Source organism: Nitrospirillum pindoramense, assembly GCF_007827955.1.
GTDB lineage: Bacteria > Pseudomonadota > Alphaproteobacteria > Azospirillales > Azospirillaceae > Nitrospirillum > Nitrospirillum amazonense_B.
Genome location: NZ_VITR01000001.1, coordinates 531,274 through 547,488 on the forward strand (window position 1 = coordinate 531,274; position 16,215 = coordinate 547,488).

Below are 16,215 nucleotides of genomic sequence, written 5' to 3' on the forward strand. Positions count from 1 at the left end.
GTGCCTAAAACACCTTCCCGATGGTGAAGCGGACGGAGCGCGGCTCCAACGGGTGCAGATGCAGATCGCCGACGCCCTCGGCCGGTTCGCCCTTCAGGCGATCGGTGTAGTAGTAGTCGGCGGCGTCATCCTTGCTGTCGAAGACGTTGTAGAGGCCGACGCCGAAGCGCAGGCCACCCGCCAGCGTATAGTTGGCCGTCAGGTTCCATTCCTGGCTGCCGGGCGCGCGCACGCTGTTGTCCGCGACCAGGGGATGGGCGCCGAAGTACCGGTATTCAATGCCGCCGGTCCATCCCGTCTCCTGGGGGCCCAGGTCCCGCAAATAGATCCCCAGCGAGCCGATCAGCCTGGGTGCGTCGGGGATGAAGTTGCCGGCCGGGTCGGTGTCGGTATAGCGGGCATGGCTGAAGGCGGCGCTGCCGTAGAACTCCAGCCAGCTGAAGGGGGTATAGGTCGCGTTCAGTTCCACCCCGCGCCGACGGCTGGGGCGCCCGGCCTCCGTCTGGCCCACATCGGCGTCGTAGGTCAGCTCCGACACGAAATCTATCTGGAAGGCTGTCAGGGTGGCTGCCAAGTTGGGCAGGAGCATGCTGCGCAGTCCCACCTCCTCACCGTCAGCCTTGGCCAGCAGCGGCGCATTACCCCCATCGGCGCCCTTCGGGGTGGTGCCGCGCACGTCGTCACTATGGAAGCCACGGCCGGCGCTGACGTAGACCTCCGTTCCCTGCCACAGGGTGGCGACGACGCTGCCCTTGGGCTGAAACAGGCGCGCCGCCACCACGCCGGCGTTACTGCCGTGGTCGGTGGCGGTCAGGTAGTCCTCGCGCAGACCCGCGACGGTGCGCAGCCAAGATGTCCAGTGGCTGGTGATTTGGATATAGGCGCCGCCGCCGGCCTCCCGGACGTTGTCGGTATCGACCAGGGCATAGGCGATGCGGGCCTTGGTCGCCTGCAAATCCACGTGCACGTCATCGAAACGCGCATCCAGGCCGATCACGATCTCGTGACCCAGGCCCAGCAGGCTCACGGGCCGGCTATAGCTGCCGGCGCCGCCCGCCACCATGCGGTTCTCGTCCTGGGCGTGCTGGTCGCCATCAATGGGATTATTCAGGAAATGGGTGAAATCATTCCATAGGGTCAGCTGGTTGTTGATGATATAGGCGTTGGCCGTCACGTGGCCCCCGGCCAGCCAGCCCTTTTCCAAGGGCATAGCGACGGTGCCGGACAGGCTCATGCGCCGGGCTTGGCCGCCGTCCGTGGGGTCCAGGGTGCCATAGCGGCCGATCAGGCCCTGCGCGATGGCGCGCTCCGGCTGGTCGGTGGTGGCGTTCCATAAGGCGCGGTAGTACATAGCCGCGACGCTGAAGCCGTCGTGCCGGTCCCCTTGGCTGTAGCGCAGCACGGCGTTGCCCTTGCGCAGATTGTCCGGATGGTCCCAAGGGCCGTCGTAGTGCTCCAGCTCACCGCCCGCCATCAGGTGGCCGGCGCCCAGGTCGGCGCTTCCGGCGGCGAAGGCGCGCTGATAGCCAAGCGTGCCTGCCGTCAGCGCCACTTGATTTGGAATCCGGTCCAGATAGTCCATCTGGACGGAGCCGACGGCGGAGAAGTCACCCTGCGCCGCGAAGTAGGGGCCTTTGGTATAGCCGATGCCGCTGGCCAGTTCCGGGATCACGAAATTCAGGTCGGTGTAGCCCTGGCCGTGGGCGTGGGTACGCATGTTCACCGGCATGCCGTCCACACTGGTGGCCATGTCGGTGCCGTGGTCCAGGTTGAAGCCGCGCAGCAGGTACTGGTTGGCCTTGCCCTCCCCGCTGTGGCTCGTGACCACAAGGCCGGGCACGGTCTCCAGCATTTGGCCCACGCGGTAGGCCGGCAACAGATCCAGTTCCTCCTTCACCACCACGCCCTGGCTGGAGGTGATGGCGGTACCGATCAGGTCGCGGCGGGCGGCGGTGACCACCACGTCGTCGAGGATGGTGGGCGATGACGCGTCATTCTCCGGGCCGGCCGCAAGGGCCGCCGGGCAGGCCAGCAACAGCAGTGACGTTGTTATTCCGGAAATGAAACGACCCATGAATATCGGCCTCTTGGGCAAGCTAATACGCCACCGCGGTCTGACGGCAGGTTTCCTGGCCCGCAGGTCGTCTCCCCCTTGGCGCCGCCTTCCCGGTTTCCCAGGGGCCTGGTCCCTGCCAGATGACTGGCGGCAGCGACGGCTTGGGGGAGTATCCCCCGTTCCGGGTTCCCCATTCATCCAGCCCGTTCAGGGTCTGGAACCGTCCCGGTTCTTCTATGGTTAATTGCAGGGGCGCGCAAATGCGATGATGTCGCGCCGGGGCAAGCACCCTGCCGAACAAGCTTGTCGGTTGTATGACACGGGCCGCGCTGGCGCGGACATGGCAGCAATTCGAGGGGTCTTGAGAGATTTCCCTTGTACCTGGGAGCGGTCACAGCCACTTATGCGGTCCTAAGGAATGGATGAGCCTCATCCGTTCCCATGCCGGGCCGCTGGGCCCGGCGGTATCCCCCGGGTGGCGCGTAGCGGTGGCGGCCAAATCGCCCCTGTGCACCCAGGGCATGCTCAACCTTTCGACACCACGCCTGCCGGCACGCGCCCGGGCAAGGGCTTGACCGCGATTTCGCAGCCGCGCATATGACCGCGGCCGGCGCGTCGCCCTGGGATTCTACGACATTGACCGCTTTCGATACCCTTTCCCTGCGGCCTGAGATTCAGGCCGCTTTGGCCCAGTTGGGCCATCATACCGCCACCCCCATCCAGGCGCGGGCCATTCCCCATGCGCTGGAGGGCCGCGACATCCTGGGCATCGCCCAGACCGGCACCGGCAAGACCGCCGCCTTCACCCTGCCCATCCTGCAGCGCCTGGGCGCCGCCCCGTCGGCCCTGCCGCTGCGCATGCCCCGCGCCCTGATCCTGACGCCGACGCGTGAGCTGGCGGTTCAGATCGGGGAGAGCATCACCAATTACGGCACCGGCCTGAAGCTGAGCCACACCGTCATCCTGGGCGGCGTCGGTCAGGGCAACCAGGTCAAGGCGCTGGCCGCCGGCATCGACATCGTGGTTGCCACCCCCGGCCGCCTGCTGGACCTGATGACCCAGGGCCATGTGCGCCTGGACAAGGTCGAGGTGCTGGTGCTGGACGAGGCCGACCGCATGCTGGACATGGGCTTCATCCACAGTCTGAAGAAGATCATGGCCAAGCTGCCGGCCAACCGGCAGACGCTGTTCTTCTCCGCCACCATGCCGGGCGACGTGTCGGAGCTGGCGAACAAGATGCTGCGCGATCCGCTGCGCGTGGAGGTGACGCCCGTCTCCACCACCGCCGAGCGCATCGACCAGAAGGTCATCTTCGTGCCGGCGCCGGAAAAGCGCCACGTGCTGGTCGACCTGATCCGACGTGACACCGGCATGCAGCGCAGCATCGTCTTCACCCGCACCAAGCACGGCGCCAACCGCGTCTCCGCGCAGTTGGAGCAGGCGGGCATCGAGGCCGCCGCCATCCATGGCAACAAGTCGCAGAACGCCCGGCAGAAGGCGCTGGATGGCTTCCGCGCCGGCACCGTGCGCGTGCTGGTGGCGACCGACATCGCGGCGCGCGGCATCGACGTCGATGGCGTCACCCACGTGGTGAACTTCGACCTGCCCAACGAGCCGGAAACCTACGTCCATCGCATCGGCCGCACCGCTCGCGCCGGCGCCTCCGGCGTCGCCGTGTCGCTGTGCACGGCCGATGGGGAGGAGCGCGGCTACCTGCGTGACATCGAGAAGCTGATCCGCAAGTCCATCCCTGTGGGCGAGCGGCCGGAGGCCACGCCCCAGGCCGCCGCCGCCCCGGTGAGCCGCCCGCCGCTGCCGGCCCGTCCGCCGCGCAACGGTGGCAATCCGGGCCGTGGGCAGCGCCAGAGCGCGCGGGCTTCCGACGGTCAGGCGGAAGGACGTTCGTCCGCCCGTAATGATGGCCCGCGTCCGGCCCGTCCGGACGGTGGCCGTCCGCAGCAGGCCCGCCCGGCCCAGCCCCAGGGGCCGCGTCCCGCCCAGGCGGGCCCGCGCCCCGAGGGCCGTCCGCAGGCCGCGCGTCCGGCTCAGCCGCAAGGCGCCCGTCCCGCCGCCGCCCACCCCGCCGCCCGGCCCACCCCCCGGCCCCAGGCCCCGCGTCCCGCCCAGGACGGTGGCCGTGGTACCCCGTTCTCCAGCTTCGTTGCGGCATTGAACGCGAACGAAGACCAGCAGCAGCCGACGCGTGAGGGCCGCGACCGTCCCCGCCGCCGCCGCTGAGCCGCGTGTCGTTCCGATATGTGATGGTTTTTTAGGAAGAGGAGGTCCCCATGGGCCGCAGCAGCAAGCCGAAATCCAAGTCCGTCAACGAATTCGTCCTGTTCGATGTCCTCTATGACGATGGGTCGCGGTCGTCCAACCGCCGCGTTCCGTCCTCCGAACTGGGCGGCCTGGATGGTGACGAACCGGCGCGCGCCATCATCGAGGCGCAGGATCGCGAAATCGCCCTCATGTCCGGCAGCCCGCGCGGCCGCATCAAGTCGCTGACGCGCTCACCCGTCCGTTGAGCCGTCCGTTGGCTCGGCGCTGATCCGTCCGGGTCGGCGCCCCGTATAGAAAAGCGCCCCGTGACTTGATCCCGGGGCGCTTTTTCTTTGAAACGGGGGAAGGGATAGCCCATGGGCCCGGTGCTGCGTCATGCCGCGATTTATGCGGCCACCCTGATCACCTTCGTCGCCTTGGATGCCGTCTGGCTGACCCGCATGATCGGGTTCTATCGCCAGGTCATGGGCGACATGGTGGCGGACCAGCCACGCGTCGGGGCGGCGGCGCTTTTCTATCTGCTGATGGGGGCTGGTATCGTTTTCTTCGCTGTCGAGCCGGCGACCCGCACGGACTCCCCCCTGGTCCAGGCGCTGGTGCGGGGCGCGCTTTTCGGCCTGCTCACCTATGGCACCTATGACCTGACCAACCATGCCACCCTGCGGCTGTGGTCCGCGCGGTTGACGGCGCTGGACATGGCCTGGGGGGCGGTGCTGACCGCCCTGGCGGCCACGGCCGGCTGCGCCGTCGCCCTTTATTTCAGCAGGAAGCCGTAATAGCGGCCCCCGGCCGTCCGGTTGACGGATTGGCCGGGGGTGTAGTCGAAGGTGTCGTCCAGGGTCAGGCGGGTGAAAACCGGCTTGCCCACCATATCCAGATGCGCCAGATCCGCGATCTCATAGTGGACATGTACCTTGCCGTTGGCCAGGGACACCATCGCCACATCGCCGCCGATGCACACCTGGTCGTTGAACTTCGGGCGGACGTAATAGGTGTCGCGGCCATCGGCCAGCACCATGGATTCGACGCGGCGCACGTCCACCGGCGTCAGCGGCAGTTCGATGCGGTAGAAGGACAGCACGTCGGTCCCCGTGGGGCGGGTGGTGTGCAGGTCCAAGCTGCAGGCGGCCTGCAGCATCTTTTGATCGGGACCGGGGCCCATCGGGTCATCGCCGGAGCAGCCGGCCAGCGCCAAGCTGGCCCCCAGGCCCAAGACGGGCATAATCCTAAGCCAAGCGCGCATGCCATTCCCCTTAGCGACCCTACCCCGCTATTGGACAGAGCGCCTGGGGATGGTCAAGGGGCTAATCCGTGTCCGGCCGCCGCGGGGGCAGGGGGAAGAAGGCGCTGGTGCGCTGGCAATAGGCGGCGAAGGCGGCCCCGCGCGACCGGGCCATGTGCGCCTCCAGCGGGGGAATGCCCGAGACGTGGACCAGCAGGCCGTACATCATGGCCGGCCCGATGAACGCCAGCCATCCCCAGGTCCAGGGACCATCGACGGATGGCACCAGGGCGAAGCAGGGATAGGCCAGCCAGATCAGCCACTCGAAGAAATAATTGGGGTGGCGCGACCAGCGCCAAAGGCCGACATCGCAAATACGCCCTTGGGCGTTGGGGGCATGGCTGTTGGCGCCGTGGCGGAAACGGGTCAACTGGGCGTCGGCGATCCCTTCGCCGGCGATCCCCGCCAGCAGCACCAGGGTCCCCACCACATCCAGCACGCCAAGGCCGGGCGCCGGGTTGCGCGCCGCGATATAGACCGTGATGGCCAGCAGCGCCGCAGCCACCGCCTGGCTTTGCAGGAACCAGAACAGGCGGGACGGCGCCCGTGCCCCCCAGGTACGCATCAGTTCCGCGTAACGTGGATCATCGCCGGCGCCCCGGGTGCGCAGCGCGATGTGGCCGGCCAGTCGCGCAGACCATAATCCCACCAGCGTGGCGACCAGAACTTGCCGGGCGCTGGTCGGCAGGTCACCCACCGGGATCAGGGCGGCGCATAGACCGCCCGCCCCCACGGTGAAGGACCAGGTGGCGTCCACCCAACCGGATTGCCGCGTCAGCCGCTGGACCGCCCAGGCGAGCGCCATGAGGGCGCTTTGGCCCAGCGCGATGGCCAGCAGCAGCGCCAGGGGTATCACCGGCTAAAGTCCCACCAGGGGCTGGACCAGGCGGCCCAACAGGCTGTGGATGCGCAGCCGGCCGCGCACGGCGATCAGGCACAGGCAGTCGCTGTCCGGATCGGCCAGGGGCTGATGTTCGGCGGCCGCGTCCACCGCCGCCATGTCGCCGGAGGCGAACCGTCCGAATGCGTCGCTGAAGGCGCCATCGATGACGCAGGTGTACTCCATCCCGCGATGGCCGTGGGTGGGGATGGCCATGCCGGCGCCCACGCGGAACAGCATGACCTTGTAATCCTCGGCCGGATCCACCCGCACGGCGCGCCCCCGTATGCCCGGTGCGACGAAGCGCCAGGGGCCCAGCGCGCGCTGGCGCAGGGCGGGCGGCAGCGCCATGTCGACTTTCGGCTCCGTCTTGGGACGCATCCTTGCCGTTGGGAGTGGCGCATCCAGCCGCGCCAGCGCGCGTTCCAGCGCGTCCTCCGCCATCGCCTCTGGCCGCTGGTTGTTCAGCAGCGCGCCGCCCACCGCTTCCCAGGCGTGAACCTGGCGGCGGCACACGGGGCAGAAATCCAGGTGCGTGGCCACCACCAAGGCGGGCCCAGCGGGCAGTGTGCCGGCGGCGTACCGCATCAGCAGGTCCGCATCGGGATGATGGGTGGGAAGGGGAATGGAGGGTGGTTTGCTCATGGCGGTGATCATGGCTTGACCCCCACCGGATCAATCAGCCCGCGCAGGCGTGCCATGGCCAGCCGGAGGCGCGATTTGACCGTCCCAAGGGGGATGCCCAGGCGGCGGGCGATATCGGGGTGGGGCGCATCTTCGAAGAAAGAAAGTCTTACGACCGCCAATTGATCCGGGGGCAGGGTCGCCAGCGTGGCCCGCAGGCGGTCGGCGACCTCCAACGCGGACAGCACCTCGTCCGCCTGCTCCGGCTCGGCCGGGGTCAGGCTTTCCTGGGCCAGCGCCGCGTCCGCCGCGCGGCTGCGGCGGGCCGCATCGATGCGCAGGTTGCGGGCGATGGTGAATATCCAGGTGGCGGCGCGGGCGCGGGCCGGGTCGAAAATGCTGGCCTTGCGCCAGATGGTCAGCATGGCCTCCTGGGCCAGCTCCTCCGCCTCCATCGCCGGCAGGCCCGTGGTCATCAAGTAACTTTTAAGGCGCGGAGCGTAGTGTCGGAACAGGGCGGCGTAGGCGGCGCGGTCGCCCTGGGTGGCGATGGCCTGCAGGTGCCGCGCATGCACGTCCTCCAGCACCACCGTGCTGGCGGGGGGGGATGCCGCCGGGCCCGCCTCCGGCAAGCCCATGTCGCCACCGCCGGTCAAGCGGGTGTCCCCGGCGCGTCCGTCCGCAGGGCGGCCATCTCCGGGGCGGCCATCTGCGGGCAAAGTCCAAGGCGTGCCCGGTCGGCCGGCTGATGGCCGGCGGCGCGGGAAGGAGTTGCGAAGGGTACGAGCGTCATGCATGCCACTCTATACGAACCACGGCCGGTTCGGATCAGTCCTTTCTCAACTGATCCGCTATCCCCCTCGGCGCGTATAGACAGGGCAAACACTTACTGCCGGATGCGGGAGGGATGGGTCGGATGACGGGGGCGATGCGGGCCAGCGATGGGGACAGGGGTCAGGGTGGGGACACGGCGTCCCGCCCGCCGGCCATCCACAGCGCCCTCTACCGCGGGGTGGTCGCGCACCGTCGCACCTGGCCGCGCCACCATCATCTGCGGTACCGCGTCTGGTCCATGGTGCTTGATCTGGATGAACTGCCGGCCCTGCACCAGGGGCTGCGCCTGTTCTCCCACAACCGGTTCAACCTGTTGTCCTTCCATGACGCCGACCACGGCGACGGTTCCGGTCGGCCCTTGGGGCCCCAGGTGGCGCGCCTGCTGGCGGAGACGGATGCCGGTTATGACGGCGGGCCCATCCGTCTGTGGTGCATGCCCCGCGTCCTGGGCTACGTCTTCAATCCTCTCAGCATCTATTTCTGTCACCGCCGCGATGGGTCGCTCTGCGCCCTGGTGCATGAGGTGAACAACACCTTCGGGCTGCGTCATAGCTATGTCATTCCCGTCGATGCCGGGGACGGTGGCTTGGTGCGCCAGCGCTGTGCCAAGCGCCTGCATGTCTCCCCCTTCATGGACATGGACGCGCGGTATGATTTCCGCATCGCGCCCCCGGCGGAAAGCTTGAGCGTCGCCATTCAGGTGCGCCGCAGCCAAGGAGGGCAGGACGACAGCCCAGGCCGACCCATCCTGTCCGCCGGCTTCAGCGGCCGCCGCCAGGCGCTGGACGATGCGGGCATCCTGTCCGCTTGGTCGGCGCACCCCCTGCTTACCTTCAAGGTGATGGCCGCCATCCACTGGCAGGCGCTCAAGCTGTGGCTGAAGGGCGTCGGCTTCCGCCCCAGCCCGCCGGCGCCGTCCCGGCCCGTCACCATCGTCTCCCCCGCTGACTCCGGCCTGTAGGACCTCTTCGCCCATGTCTACCTTGGATATCTCTTCCAAATCCCCGACCTCGGCGCAGCCCTTGCGGCGGCTGGCGGCTCATTTGCTGTCGCGTGTCATGGCCCGTGTGGCGGCTGGGCGGATCACGGTGCAACTGCCGGACGGCACCCGCCTGACGCGCCAGGCCGCCCATCCCGGGCCCGATGGCGTGCTGGAGATCCACCGCTGGCGCGCCGTGCGGCGTCTGGCCTTTGGCGGGGACGTGGCCTTCGCCGAAGCCTATGCCGATGGCGACTGGTCCAGCCCCGACCTGCCGGCCCTCCTGGAACTGGCGGCGCGCAACATCAGCCGTTTGGACGGCGCCTTCGCCGGCACGCCCCTGGCCCGCATGGTGAAGACCCTGGTGCATCGCGGCCGCGCCAACACGCGCAAGGGCAGCCGGCGCAACATCATGGCCCATTATGATCTGGGCAATGACTTCTATGCACGCTGGCTGGACCAGGGCATGGCCTATTCGTCAGCCCTGTACACCGCCCCCGACCAGACGCTGGAGGCGGCGCAGGAGGTCAAGCTGGACCGCATCGTCCACCTTCTGGGCCTTAGCGGGCGGGAACAGGTGCTGGAGATCGGTTGCGGCTGGGGCGGCCTGGCGGAACGGATCGCGCGCCAGGGCTGCCATGTCACCGGCCTGACGCTGTCGCCGTCGCAGTTGGCCGTGGCCCAGGACCGTCTGGCCAAGGCCGGCCTGGATGTCAGGGCCGACCTGCGCCTGCAGGATTATCGCGACGTCACCGGCACCTATGACCGCATCGTCTCCATCGAGATGCTGGAAGCGGTGGGCGAGCGCTACTGGCCCCAGTATTTCCAGACGCTGCGCCGGCGCCTGTCCGATCAGGGTGTCGCCGTGCTGCAGGTCATCACCATCGACGAATCCCGTTTCGAGCATTACCGGCGCGAGGTCGACTTCATCCAGCGCCACGTCTTTCCCGGCGGCATGCTGCCGTCCCCCTCGCGCCTGGTGCGGGAGGCCGAGGCGGCCGGCCTGCGCCTGGAGGGGGCGGAGACGTTCGGCGACAGCTACGCCCGCACGCTGGCGGAATGGCGCCAGCGCTTCCATGCCGCCTGGACGGATATCCAGGACATGGGCTTCCCGCCCCATTTCCGTCGGCTTTGGGATTATTACCTGGCGTACTGCGAGGCGGGCTTCCGCGCCGGCGTGATCGATGTCGGGTTGTACCGCCTGGTGCCCGCGACCTGAGTTTGGGCGAACCATCCCTGGAGAAAAGTGAAAAGGACTGATCCGGATCAAGCGATGCGGCCGGCGCATGGTTTATGGCTTTTACCAGCGGCGTGAGACTTTGACTCGTGCCGCTGGTAGGACGCGACTGCGTCCGCCGGAGCGAGCACCGCAGGGCGTAGCGAGGAAGCCTAGCCAGCGGATGCTGGCGCCCGGCGACTGAGGGGGCATTTGAGCGGTTACGATCAAATGCCACGCGTATTAGGCAAATCCTGATCCGGACACCGTCCCATGCACGACCACCTGTCCATGCTGCAGTCCGCGCCGTTGAGCTTGCCCGCTCTGATGGCCGCCGTGTTCATGGCCGGCCTGACGGGCGGCTTTGGCCATTGCGTCGGCATGTGCGGCCCCTTCGTGCTGGCGCAGGTGGGGGCGGGGGAGGCGGCGGGTCCGGCGCTGATACGCCCCGCCGGTATCCTGCTGTTGCCCTATCACCTGGGCCGCATGACCACCTACGCCGCGTTGGGCGCCGTCGCCGGCGGCTTGTCCGGCCTCGTGGTGCGGGCGACGGAATTTCGCTGGCTGCTGGCTGTATTCCTGGGGATCGCTGCGCTGCTGTTCCTGCGCCAGGGCCTGGCCGGGCTGGGCCGGGTGGCGCCCCGCCTGGTACGCCTGGTGCCGGCCGGCCGGTTCAGCCTGGGAACCGCGGGTGCGGCGCGCCTGACGGCGGCGCTGGCCCGGCCGCTGCGCCGGCTATTTGCCGACCCGCGCGGCCTGAACGGCTATCTTCTGGGCGTGCTGCTGGGCTTCATTCCTTGCGGCATGGTCTATGCGGCGCTGGCGGCGGCGGTCAGCAGCGGGTCCGCCGGCGGGGGCGCGCTGGTGCTGGCGGCCTTCGCCGTGGGCACCGCCCCCAGCCTGATGACCGTGGCGGTGGCCGGCCGGGCGGTGGGACGCCAATTCAGCGGCGTCGCCGCCTGGGTCACCCCACCGCTGATGCTGTTGAATGCGGCCTTGCTGCTCAGCCTGGCGTTCGGCGTCCTTGACCGTAGCCCGTTCTGATCCGCTAAACGGTGCACAGCGTCCGGGCGCGCTCTATGGCCGCCATCACATCGTGGCGGCGGGTCCACGGCAGGAAATGGCCCGCCCCCTCCAGCGTGCGCACCTCCACCATCGCCTGGGTCAGGTGGCGTTGCAGATAGGCGACGTTGCCGTAGGGCGATTCCCGATCGGCCGTGCCGTGCAGGATGACCACGGGGCAGCGTACCTGGCCCAGGTCCCGCGCCAGGGCGTGAAGCTCCGGCACGATGGTCAGCAATTCCCGGTTGGCGTTGCGCAGCGGCCGGGGCAGCAGCCGGCGCCAGGGTTCCCGATCCGCCCAGGGCTGCAAGGGATGCTGGTGCTCAAGGTTCGGATCGAAAGAGGTCGCCACCAGCACCAGGGCGGCCACGCGCTCCGGCTGCTCCAACGCCAGGCGCGCCACGACGGGACCACCCATGGAATGCCCCACCAGGATGGCTGGCGGGTTGGCCGGGTTCAGCGCCAGCAGCGGTGCCAGCCGTCCGGCCTGGGCCTTCAGGCCGATCAGCGCCTCCTGCGGGGCGCTGTGGCCGAAGCCCGGCCGGTCTGGCGCCAGCAGCGACACACCCTGGGGGCCATGGCCCAGGAACCAGCGCCAGCCACCGGCGCTGCCCGGTGTGCCGTGCACCAGAATGATGGGACGGGCCGCCTGCTCCACCGGGTCCGGGCCGGCGGCCAGGACGCTCAGGCCATGGGCGCCGACGGTCAGCCGGTGGACGATGTTCATTCGGCCCCGCCATCGGCTTGGCGATAGGGGCTTTCCGCCAGCAGCGTTTCGATGTCGGCGGCGACACCCGCGCGCTCCCGTTCCACGAAATCGGCCACGGCGCGGCGCAGGCCGAGGTCGGCGATATAATGGGCGCTGTGGGTGGTGACCGGCAGGTAGCCGCGCTGCACCTTGTGTTCGCCCTGCGCCCCGGCCTCCACCCGCTCCAGGCCACGCTCGATGGCGAACTCGATGGCGCGGTAGTAGCAGGCCTCGAAATGCAGGAAGGGGTAGTCGCCGGCGGAGCCCCAGTTGCGGCCGTAGAGCGCATCGTCGCCCATCAGGTTCAAGGCACCCCCCACCCAGGCGGGGCGGCCCTTGTCGTCCGGACGGGCGGGGTCGCGGGCCATGACCAGCACGACGTTGTCCGCCATTTCCGCCCCCAGCCGATGGAAGAAGTCTTCCGTCAGGTAGGCCCAGCCCCACTTGCGGTCACTGGTGGCGTTGTACAGGCGGAAGAAGGCGTCCCAGTGTTCCTCCGTCAGGTCGCTGCCCGTCAGGGTCAGCACCTCCACCCCGCTGTCCGCGACCGCCTGGCGTTCCTTGCGCACCGCCTTGCGCTTGCGGCTGCTGAAGGCGGCCAGGAAGTCGGTGAAGTCGCGGTAGCCCCTGTTCTCCCAATGGTATTGCACGCCGTGGCGATCCAGCCAGCCGGCCCCTGTCAGGGCGGCGCGATCCTCCGGCGCGGGGAAAGTGACGTGAACGGATGACAGCTTGTTGTCCACCGCGGCACTGCGCAGCGCGGCCACCATGAGCCGCCGCACGCCCTGCGGATCGGGACAGGTGAGGTCGACCAGCAGGCGGGGCCCGGTCGCCGGCGTGAAGGGGATGGAGACCTGAAGCTTGGGATAATACTCCCCGCCCGCGCGCTCATAGGCGTTCGCCCAGCCCTGGTCGAAGACATATTCGCCGTAGGAATGTGACTTCAGGTACATCGGCGCCGCGCCCACCAGGCGGCCCTGGGCGTCGCGCACCGTCAGGTGCTGCGGCAGCCATCCGGTCTTGCGCCCGACGGAGCCGCTGTCCTCCAGAATCCTCAGGAAGGCGTGCCGGGTGAAGGGATGGCCGGGATAGGCGTCGCTGGCCGCCAGCCTGTCCCAATCCGCCGCGTCCAGCGCGCCGATGCGCGGGGCCACAGCCACCTTGAGCCCCGCCGTCCAGTCGCTGCTTCCATCCGCCATCACGCTATCCCGATCCGTTCGGCACCCAGGCTAATAGTCGGGTGCCGAACGGCATTTAACAAGAGCGGGCGGCGTGCAAATGATGAGGTGGCTCAGGCCACTTCCAGGATGGCCTCGACCTCGACCGCGACGCCCAGGGGCAGGGCGGCGGCGCTGACGGCGGAGCGGGCATGGCGGCCGGCGTCGCCGAACACCTGCACGAAGGTCTCGGAGGCGCCGTTGATGACCTTGGGCTGGTCGGTGAAGTCACCGGTGGAGTTGACGAAGCCCACCAGCTTGACCACGCGCACCATGCGGTCCAGGTCGCCGTCCAGGGCGGCCTTGGCCTGGGCGATCAGGTTCAGGGCGCACAGGCGGGCGGCTTCGGCGCCCTGTTCCACCGTGAAATTGTCGCCCAGCTTGCCGACGCAACGCAGTTCGCCGTTCCAGAACGGAATCTGGCCCGACAGGAACAGGGTGTTGCCCGTGCGCACGGCCGGGACGTAGGCCGCCACCGGGATGGCCGGGGTCGGCAGCTCGATGGCGAGTTCTTTCAGACGGGCGTCGATACGGCCGGCCATGTCTTCCTCCATGATGGGATCGTTGGGACTGAAACTGCTATCGGCCGGGGACCATAGCGCCATTGGGCGCCGGCAACCAGCCACGGCGTATGAAGAGATCGCGCAACGGGCGGGTGGTCAGCACCGCCACGGCCGCGCCCGCCACCACGTCGGACGGATAGTGCGCGCCCACCCACAGCCGTGTGGTCGCCAGGGCCAGGGCCAGCCCCACCAGCGCCCGCCGGTGCTGGGGCCACAGGATGCCGATCGACAGGGCCAGCGCCACCAGGGTGTCGGCGTGGCCGGAGGGGAAGGAATAATAGCGGAAGCCCATGTGGAAGGGCTGGGGCCAGATGGCGCCCTCGCTCAGGAACAGGATGGGCCGGGGCCTGCCGACCACCGCCTTCACGGCGTCCACCGCCAGGCCGGACAGGGCCACGGCCAGGAAAACGAAGGCCACGGCCCCCAGCCAACGGCCCAGCCGTTCCCGCTGCGTCCCCTCCGCCTGGGCACGCGCGGTGGTCAGCGCCAGGGCCGCCAGGCCCAGGGGCACCAGGCTGTACAGGCTGTCACCCACCCGCGTCAGATGATGGCTGACGGCCGTGACCCAATGCGGTAGCTGCGCCGCCCATAGGGCGAAGGGCCGGTCCACCCACAGCATGAGCACGGCCTCCAGCGCCAGGAAGCCGACCACGATCAGGATCGCACGCTTCACGGCTGTGGCGTCGCCGGCTTCGGTTGATCCGCGGGCACCTGATCCGCAGGCGTTTGGGGGGCCGGCGCGTTGACCGGCGCGCCGGCGCGGTACAGGGCCAGGTTGGCCCAGCTGCCGCGCGAGTAGTTGAACCCGCGGAAATGCTTGATCAGTTCCGGCGACAGGCCGCGCGCGGCCAACTGGGCGGCGAAGGCCGGTTCCTCCTTGTCCCGCACCAGGGCCAGGCCACAGCCGGGATCGTCGGCCAGGTGGTTGGCCACCATGTCCGGCTCACCCAGCTTGGTCTTGGTGCCCACCAGGAAGACCATGCTGGGCTCGGTGTACCCCGACGCCGCCAGCACGGTGGTGGGGCACAGGCGGTGGTCCGCCACGGCCTGGGCGATGGTGGGGCTCAGCCACATGGCCTTCAGGCTGGGCATGACCAGGCCCAGGATGGTGATCATGCTGAGCGCGCCACCGGCGGCCACAGCCAGGGTCAGCCGCTTCAGGCAGCCGATCCGCTCCAGCACCACGAAGGCGATGCCGGTGGCCAGCGCCAAGGCGCCGGCGACGAAGCCCGCCGGCAGGTTGGTGCCCTCCAGCCGCAGCGGCGCGCCGGCGCCCAGGATGGCCAGGGCCACGGTGATGACCAGGTAGACGAAGACGACGGCCCAGCGGCCGATGCGGCCGGCCGTCGTGGGCTGATTCAGCGTGCCTTGGGTGCTGCTCCGACCGGCCGCCGCCTTGGCGTCGATGCGCGACAGCAGGGCGGCCATGCCCAGGAAGGCCAAGGCGGGGAAGGTGGGCAGGACATAGTGGGGCAGCTTGGTTGCCACCGCCTCGAAGATCAGCCAGGTGGGCACGATCCAGGCCAGGCAGAAGCGCACGGCGTCGTCATGGCGGCGGCGCCAGGCCCAGGCGGCGCCCAGTCCCACCAGCAGGCTGCCGGGCCAGAAGCTGAGCCAGAAGGTGATGAGGTAATAGCCGGGCGGGCCGGCATGCTTTTCCTGGCCGGAATTCACCTTGCCCAGGAACTCGTGCCCGATGGCGTCGGCAAAGAACTGGCCCTTGGTGGCCACGGCGATGGCGATGGCCCAGGGCAGCACCATGGCCAGCACGATGGCCAGGCCGGGCACGGGGCGCAGGCCCTTCAGCCAGGACCAGTCGCGGTCGGCGAAGCCCAGGGTGACGATGCTGCCCAGCACCGGCAGCAGGATGACCGGCCCCTTGATCAGGATGCCGACGCCCAGCGCCACCCAGAAGGTCAGCGTCAGGCCCCAGGTGGGGGGCAGGGGCTTGCGCCGGTCCAGATAGATGCGGCCCAGCGCGCCCATGGCCGCCACCACCGTGGCCAGCAGCACGGCGTCGGTCTTGGCCATGCGCGCCTCGACGCTCAACAGCACGCTGACGGCCATGAGCAGGCCGGCGCCGAAGCCGGCGGTGGCGCCGAACAGCAGTTGCCCCGCCCAGGCGGTCAGCAGCACGGCGGTGACAGCGCCGATGAGCGAGGGCAGGCGGTAGGCCCAGATGGGCGTCGTTTCGGGATCATGGTCGCCGGTGACGGCCTGCACCGCCGTGACGGTCGCGCTCTGCAGCCAATGGATGCCCACGGGCTTCTTGTTGCGCGCCTCGTCCTGGAAACGGATGGAGACGAAGTCGTGCGTTTCCAGCATCTGCCGGGTCGCCTGGGCGAAGCGGCTCTCATCCCGGTCGAAGGGCGGGATGGTGGTGAAACCCGGCAGGAACGTCGCCAGGGCCAGCAGCGCCAGGATGACGTAGTGCATGGGCCGCAGGACGGCGGGGCGGAAGGTGTCGTTCATCG

General features: G+C 69.1%; 16 protein-coding genes. 6 read left to right on the plus strand and 10 right to left on the minus strand.

What is annotated here, in order from left to right; translation table 11 throughout:
- Window positions 1–4: 4 nt before the first annotated feature.
- Window positions 5–2,074 carry a TonB-dependent receptor gene (locus FBZ90_RS02150; RefSeq protein ID WP_145729375.1) on the minus strand — a complete coding sequence of 690 codons (2,070 nt, stop codon included), beginning with the start codon at window positions 2,072–2,074 and terminating at the stop codon, window positions 5–7.
- A gap of 618 nt (window positions 2,075–2,692) precedes the next feature.
- On the opposite strand from FBZ90_RS02150, the gene FBZ90_RS02155 reads away from it, so the two are divergent.
- The 3 genes from FBZ90_RS02155 (at window position 2,693) to FBZ90_RS02165 (ending at window position 5,112) form a co-directional block, all read left to right on the plus strand.
- Entirely contained in the window at window positions 2,693–4,294 is a 1,602-nt protein-coding gene (locus tag FBZ90_RS02155) for a DEAD/DEAH box helicase (RefSeq protein ID WP_246130099.1), read from the plus strand.
- A gap of 50 nt (window positions 4,295–4,344) precedes the next feature.
- On the plus strand, window positions 4,345–4,581 hold the full coding sequence (locus FBZ90_RS02160; RefSeq protein ID WP_145729376.1) for a hypothetical protein: 237 nt from the start codon (window positions 4,345–4,347) through the stop codon (window positions 4,579–4,581).
- A gap of 111 nt (window positions 4,582–4,692) precedes the next feature.
- On the plus strand, window positions 4,693–5,112 hold the full coding sequence (locus tag FBZ90_RS02165) for a DUF2177 family protein (RefSeq protein WP_145729377.1): 420 nt from the start codon (window positions 4,693–4,695) through the stop codon (window positions 5,110–5,112).
- Here FBZ90_RS02165 and FBZ90_RS02170 read toward each other — a convergent pair.
- The 4 genes from FBZ90_RS02170 to FBZ90_RS02185 form a co-directional block, all read right to left on the minus strand.
- Window positions 5,091–5,579, minus strand: a complete 489-nt coding sequence (locus tag FBZ90_RS02170) for a hypothetical protein (protein ID WP_145729378.1) — start codon at window positions 5,577–5,579, stop codon at window positions 5,091–5,093. The genes FBZ90_RS02165 and FBZ90_RS02170 overlap by 22 nt on opposite strands.
- Window positions 5,580–5,640: 61 nt before the next feature.
- Window positions 5,641–6,474, minus strand: a complete 834-nt coding sequence (locus FBZ90_RS02175) for a DUF1295 domain-containing protein (RefSeq protein ID WP_211101884.1) — start codon at window positions 6,472–6,474, stop codon at window positions 5,641–5,643.
- Window positions 6,475–6,477: 3 nt separating this feature from the next.
- Window positions 6,478–7,143, minus strand: a complete 666-nt coding sequence (locus FBZ90_RS02180) for a ChrR family anti-sigma-E factor (protein WP_186455561.1) — start codon at window positions 7,141–7,143, stop codon at window positions 6,478–6,480.
- Between the two features lie 8 nt (window positions 7,144–7,151).
- Window positions 7,152–7,778, minus strand: a complete 627-nt coding sequence (locus tag FBZ90_RS02185; protein WP_246130100.1) for a sigma-70 family RNA polymerase sigma factor — start codon at window positions 7,776–7,778, stop codon at window positions 7,152–7,154.
- A 260-nt stretch (window positions 7,779–8,038) separates the two neighbouring features.
- On the opposite strand from FBZ90_RS02185, the gene FBZ90_RS02190 reads away from it, so the two are divergent.
- The 3 genes from FBZ90_RS02190 to FBZ90_RS02200 all read left to right on the plus strand — a co-directional run bounded on the left by FBZ90_RS02190 (window position 8,039) and on the right by FBZ90_RS02200 (window position 11,195).
- A complete protein-coding gene (locus FBZ90_RS02190; RefSeq protein ID WP_246130101.1) occupies window positions 8,039–8,917 on the plus strand; it encodes a DUF1365 domain-containing protein in 879 nt (292 codons plus the stop codon).
- A gap of 13 nt (window positions 8,918–8,930) precedes the next feature.
- Window positions 8,931–10,154, plus strand: a complete 1,224-nt coding sequence (locus tag FBZ90_RS02195) for an SAM-dependent methyltransferase (protein ID WP_186455562.1) — start codon at window positions 8,931–8,933, stop codon at window positions 10,152–10,154.
- 270 nt (window positions 10,155–10,424) lie between these two features.
- A complete protein-coding gene (locus tag FBZ90_RS02200) occupies window positions 10,425–11,195 on the plus strand; it encodes a sulfite exporter TauE/SafE family protein (protein ID WP_145729381.1) in 771 nt (256 codons plus the stop codon).
- A 4-nt stretch (window positions 11,196–11,199) separates the two neighbouring features.
- Here FBZ90_RS02200 and FBZ90_RS02205 read toward each other — a convergent pair whose 3' ends face one another.
- The 5 genes from FBZ90_RS02205 to FBZ90_RS02225 form a co-directional block, all read right to left on the minus strand.
- Window positions 11,200–11,940, minus strand: a complete 741-nt coding sequence (locus tag FBZ90_RS02205) for an alpha/beta fold hydrolase (protein ID WP_145729382.1) — start codon at window positions 11,938–11,940, stop codon at window positions 11,200–11,202.
- Complete coding sequence (locus FBZ90_RS02210) at window positions 11,937–13,160, minus strand: GNAT family N-acetyltransferase (RefSeq protein WP_145729494.1); 1,224 nt, start codon at window positions 13,158–13,160, stop codon at window positions 11,937–11,939. The genes FBZ90_RS02205 and FBZ90_RS02210 overlap by 4 nt, the downstream gene beginning before the upstream one ends.
- A 92-nt stretch (window positions 13,161–13,252) precedes the next feature.
- Complete coding sequence (locus tag FBZ90_RS02215) at window positions 13,253–13,720, minus strand: RidA family protein (RefSeq protein ID WP_145729383.1); 468 nt, start codon at window positions 13,718–13,720, stop codon at window positions 13,253–13,255.
- A gap of 37 nt (window positions 13,721–13,757) precedes the next feature.
- On the minus strand, window positions 13,758–14,414 hold the full coding sequence (locus tag FBZ90_RS02220; RefSeq protein ID WP_145729384.1) for a phosphatase PAP2 family protein: 657 nt from the start codon (window positions 14,412–14,414) through the stop codon (window positions 13,758–13,760).
- Window positions 14,411–16,213 (minus strand): ArnT family glycosyltransferase, encoded by a 1,803-nt coding sequence (locus FBZ90_RS02225; protein WP_145729385.1) that lies wholly within the window; start codon window positions 16,211–16,213, stop codon window positions 14,411–14,413. Before FBZ90_RS02225 ends, FBZ90_RS02220 begins: the two co-directional genes overlap by 4 nt.
- Window positions 16,214–16,215 lie beyond the last annotated feature (2 nt).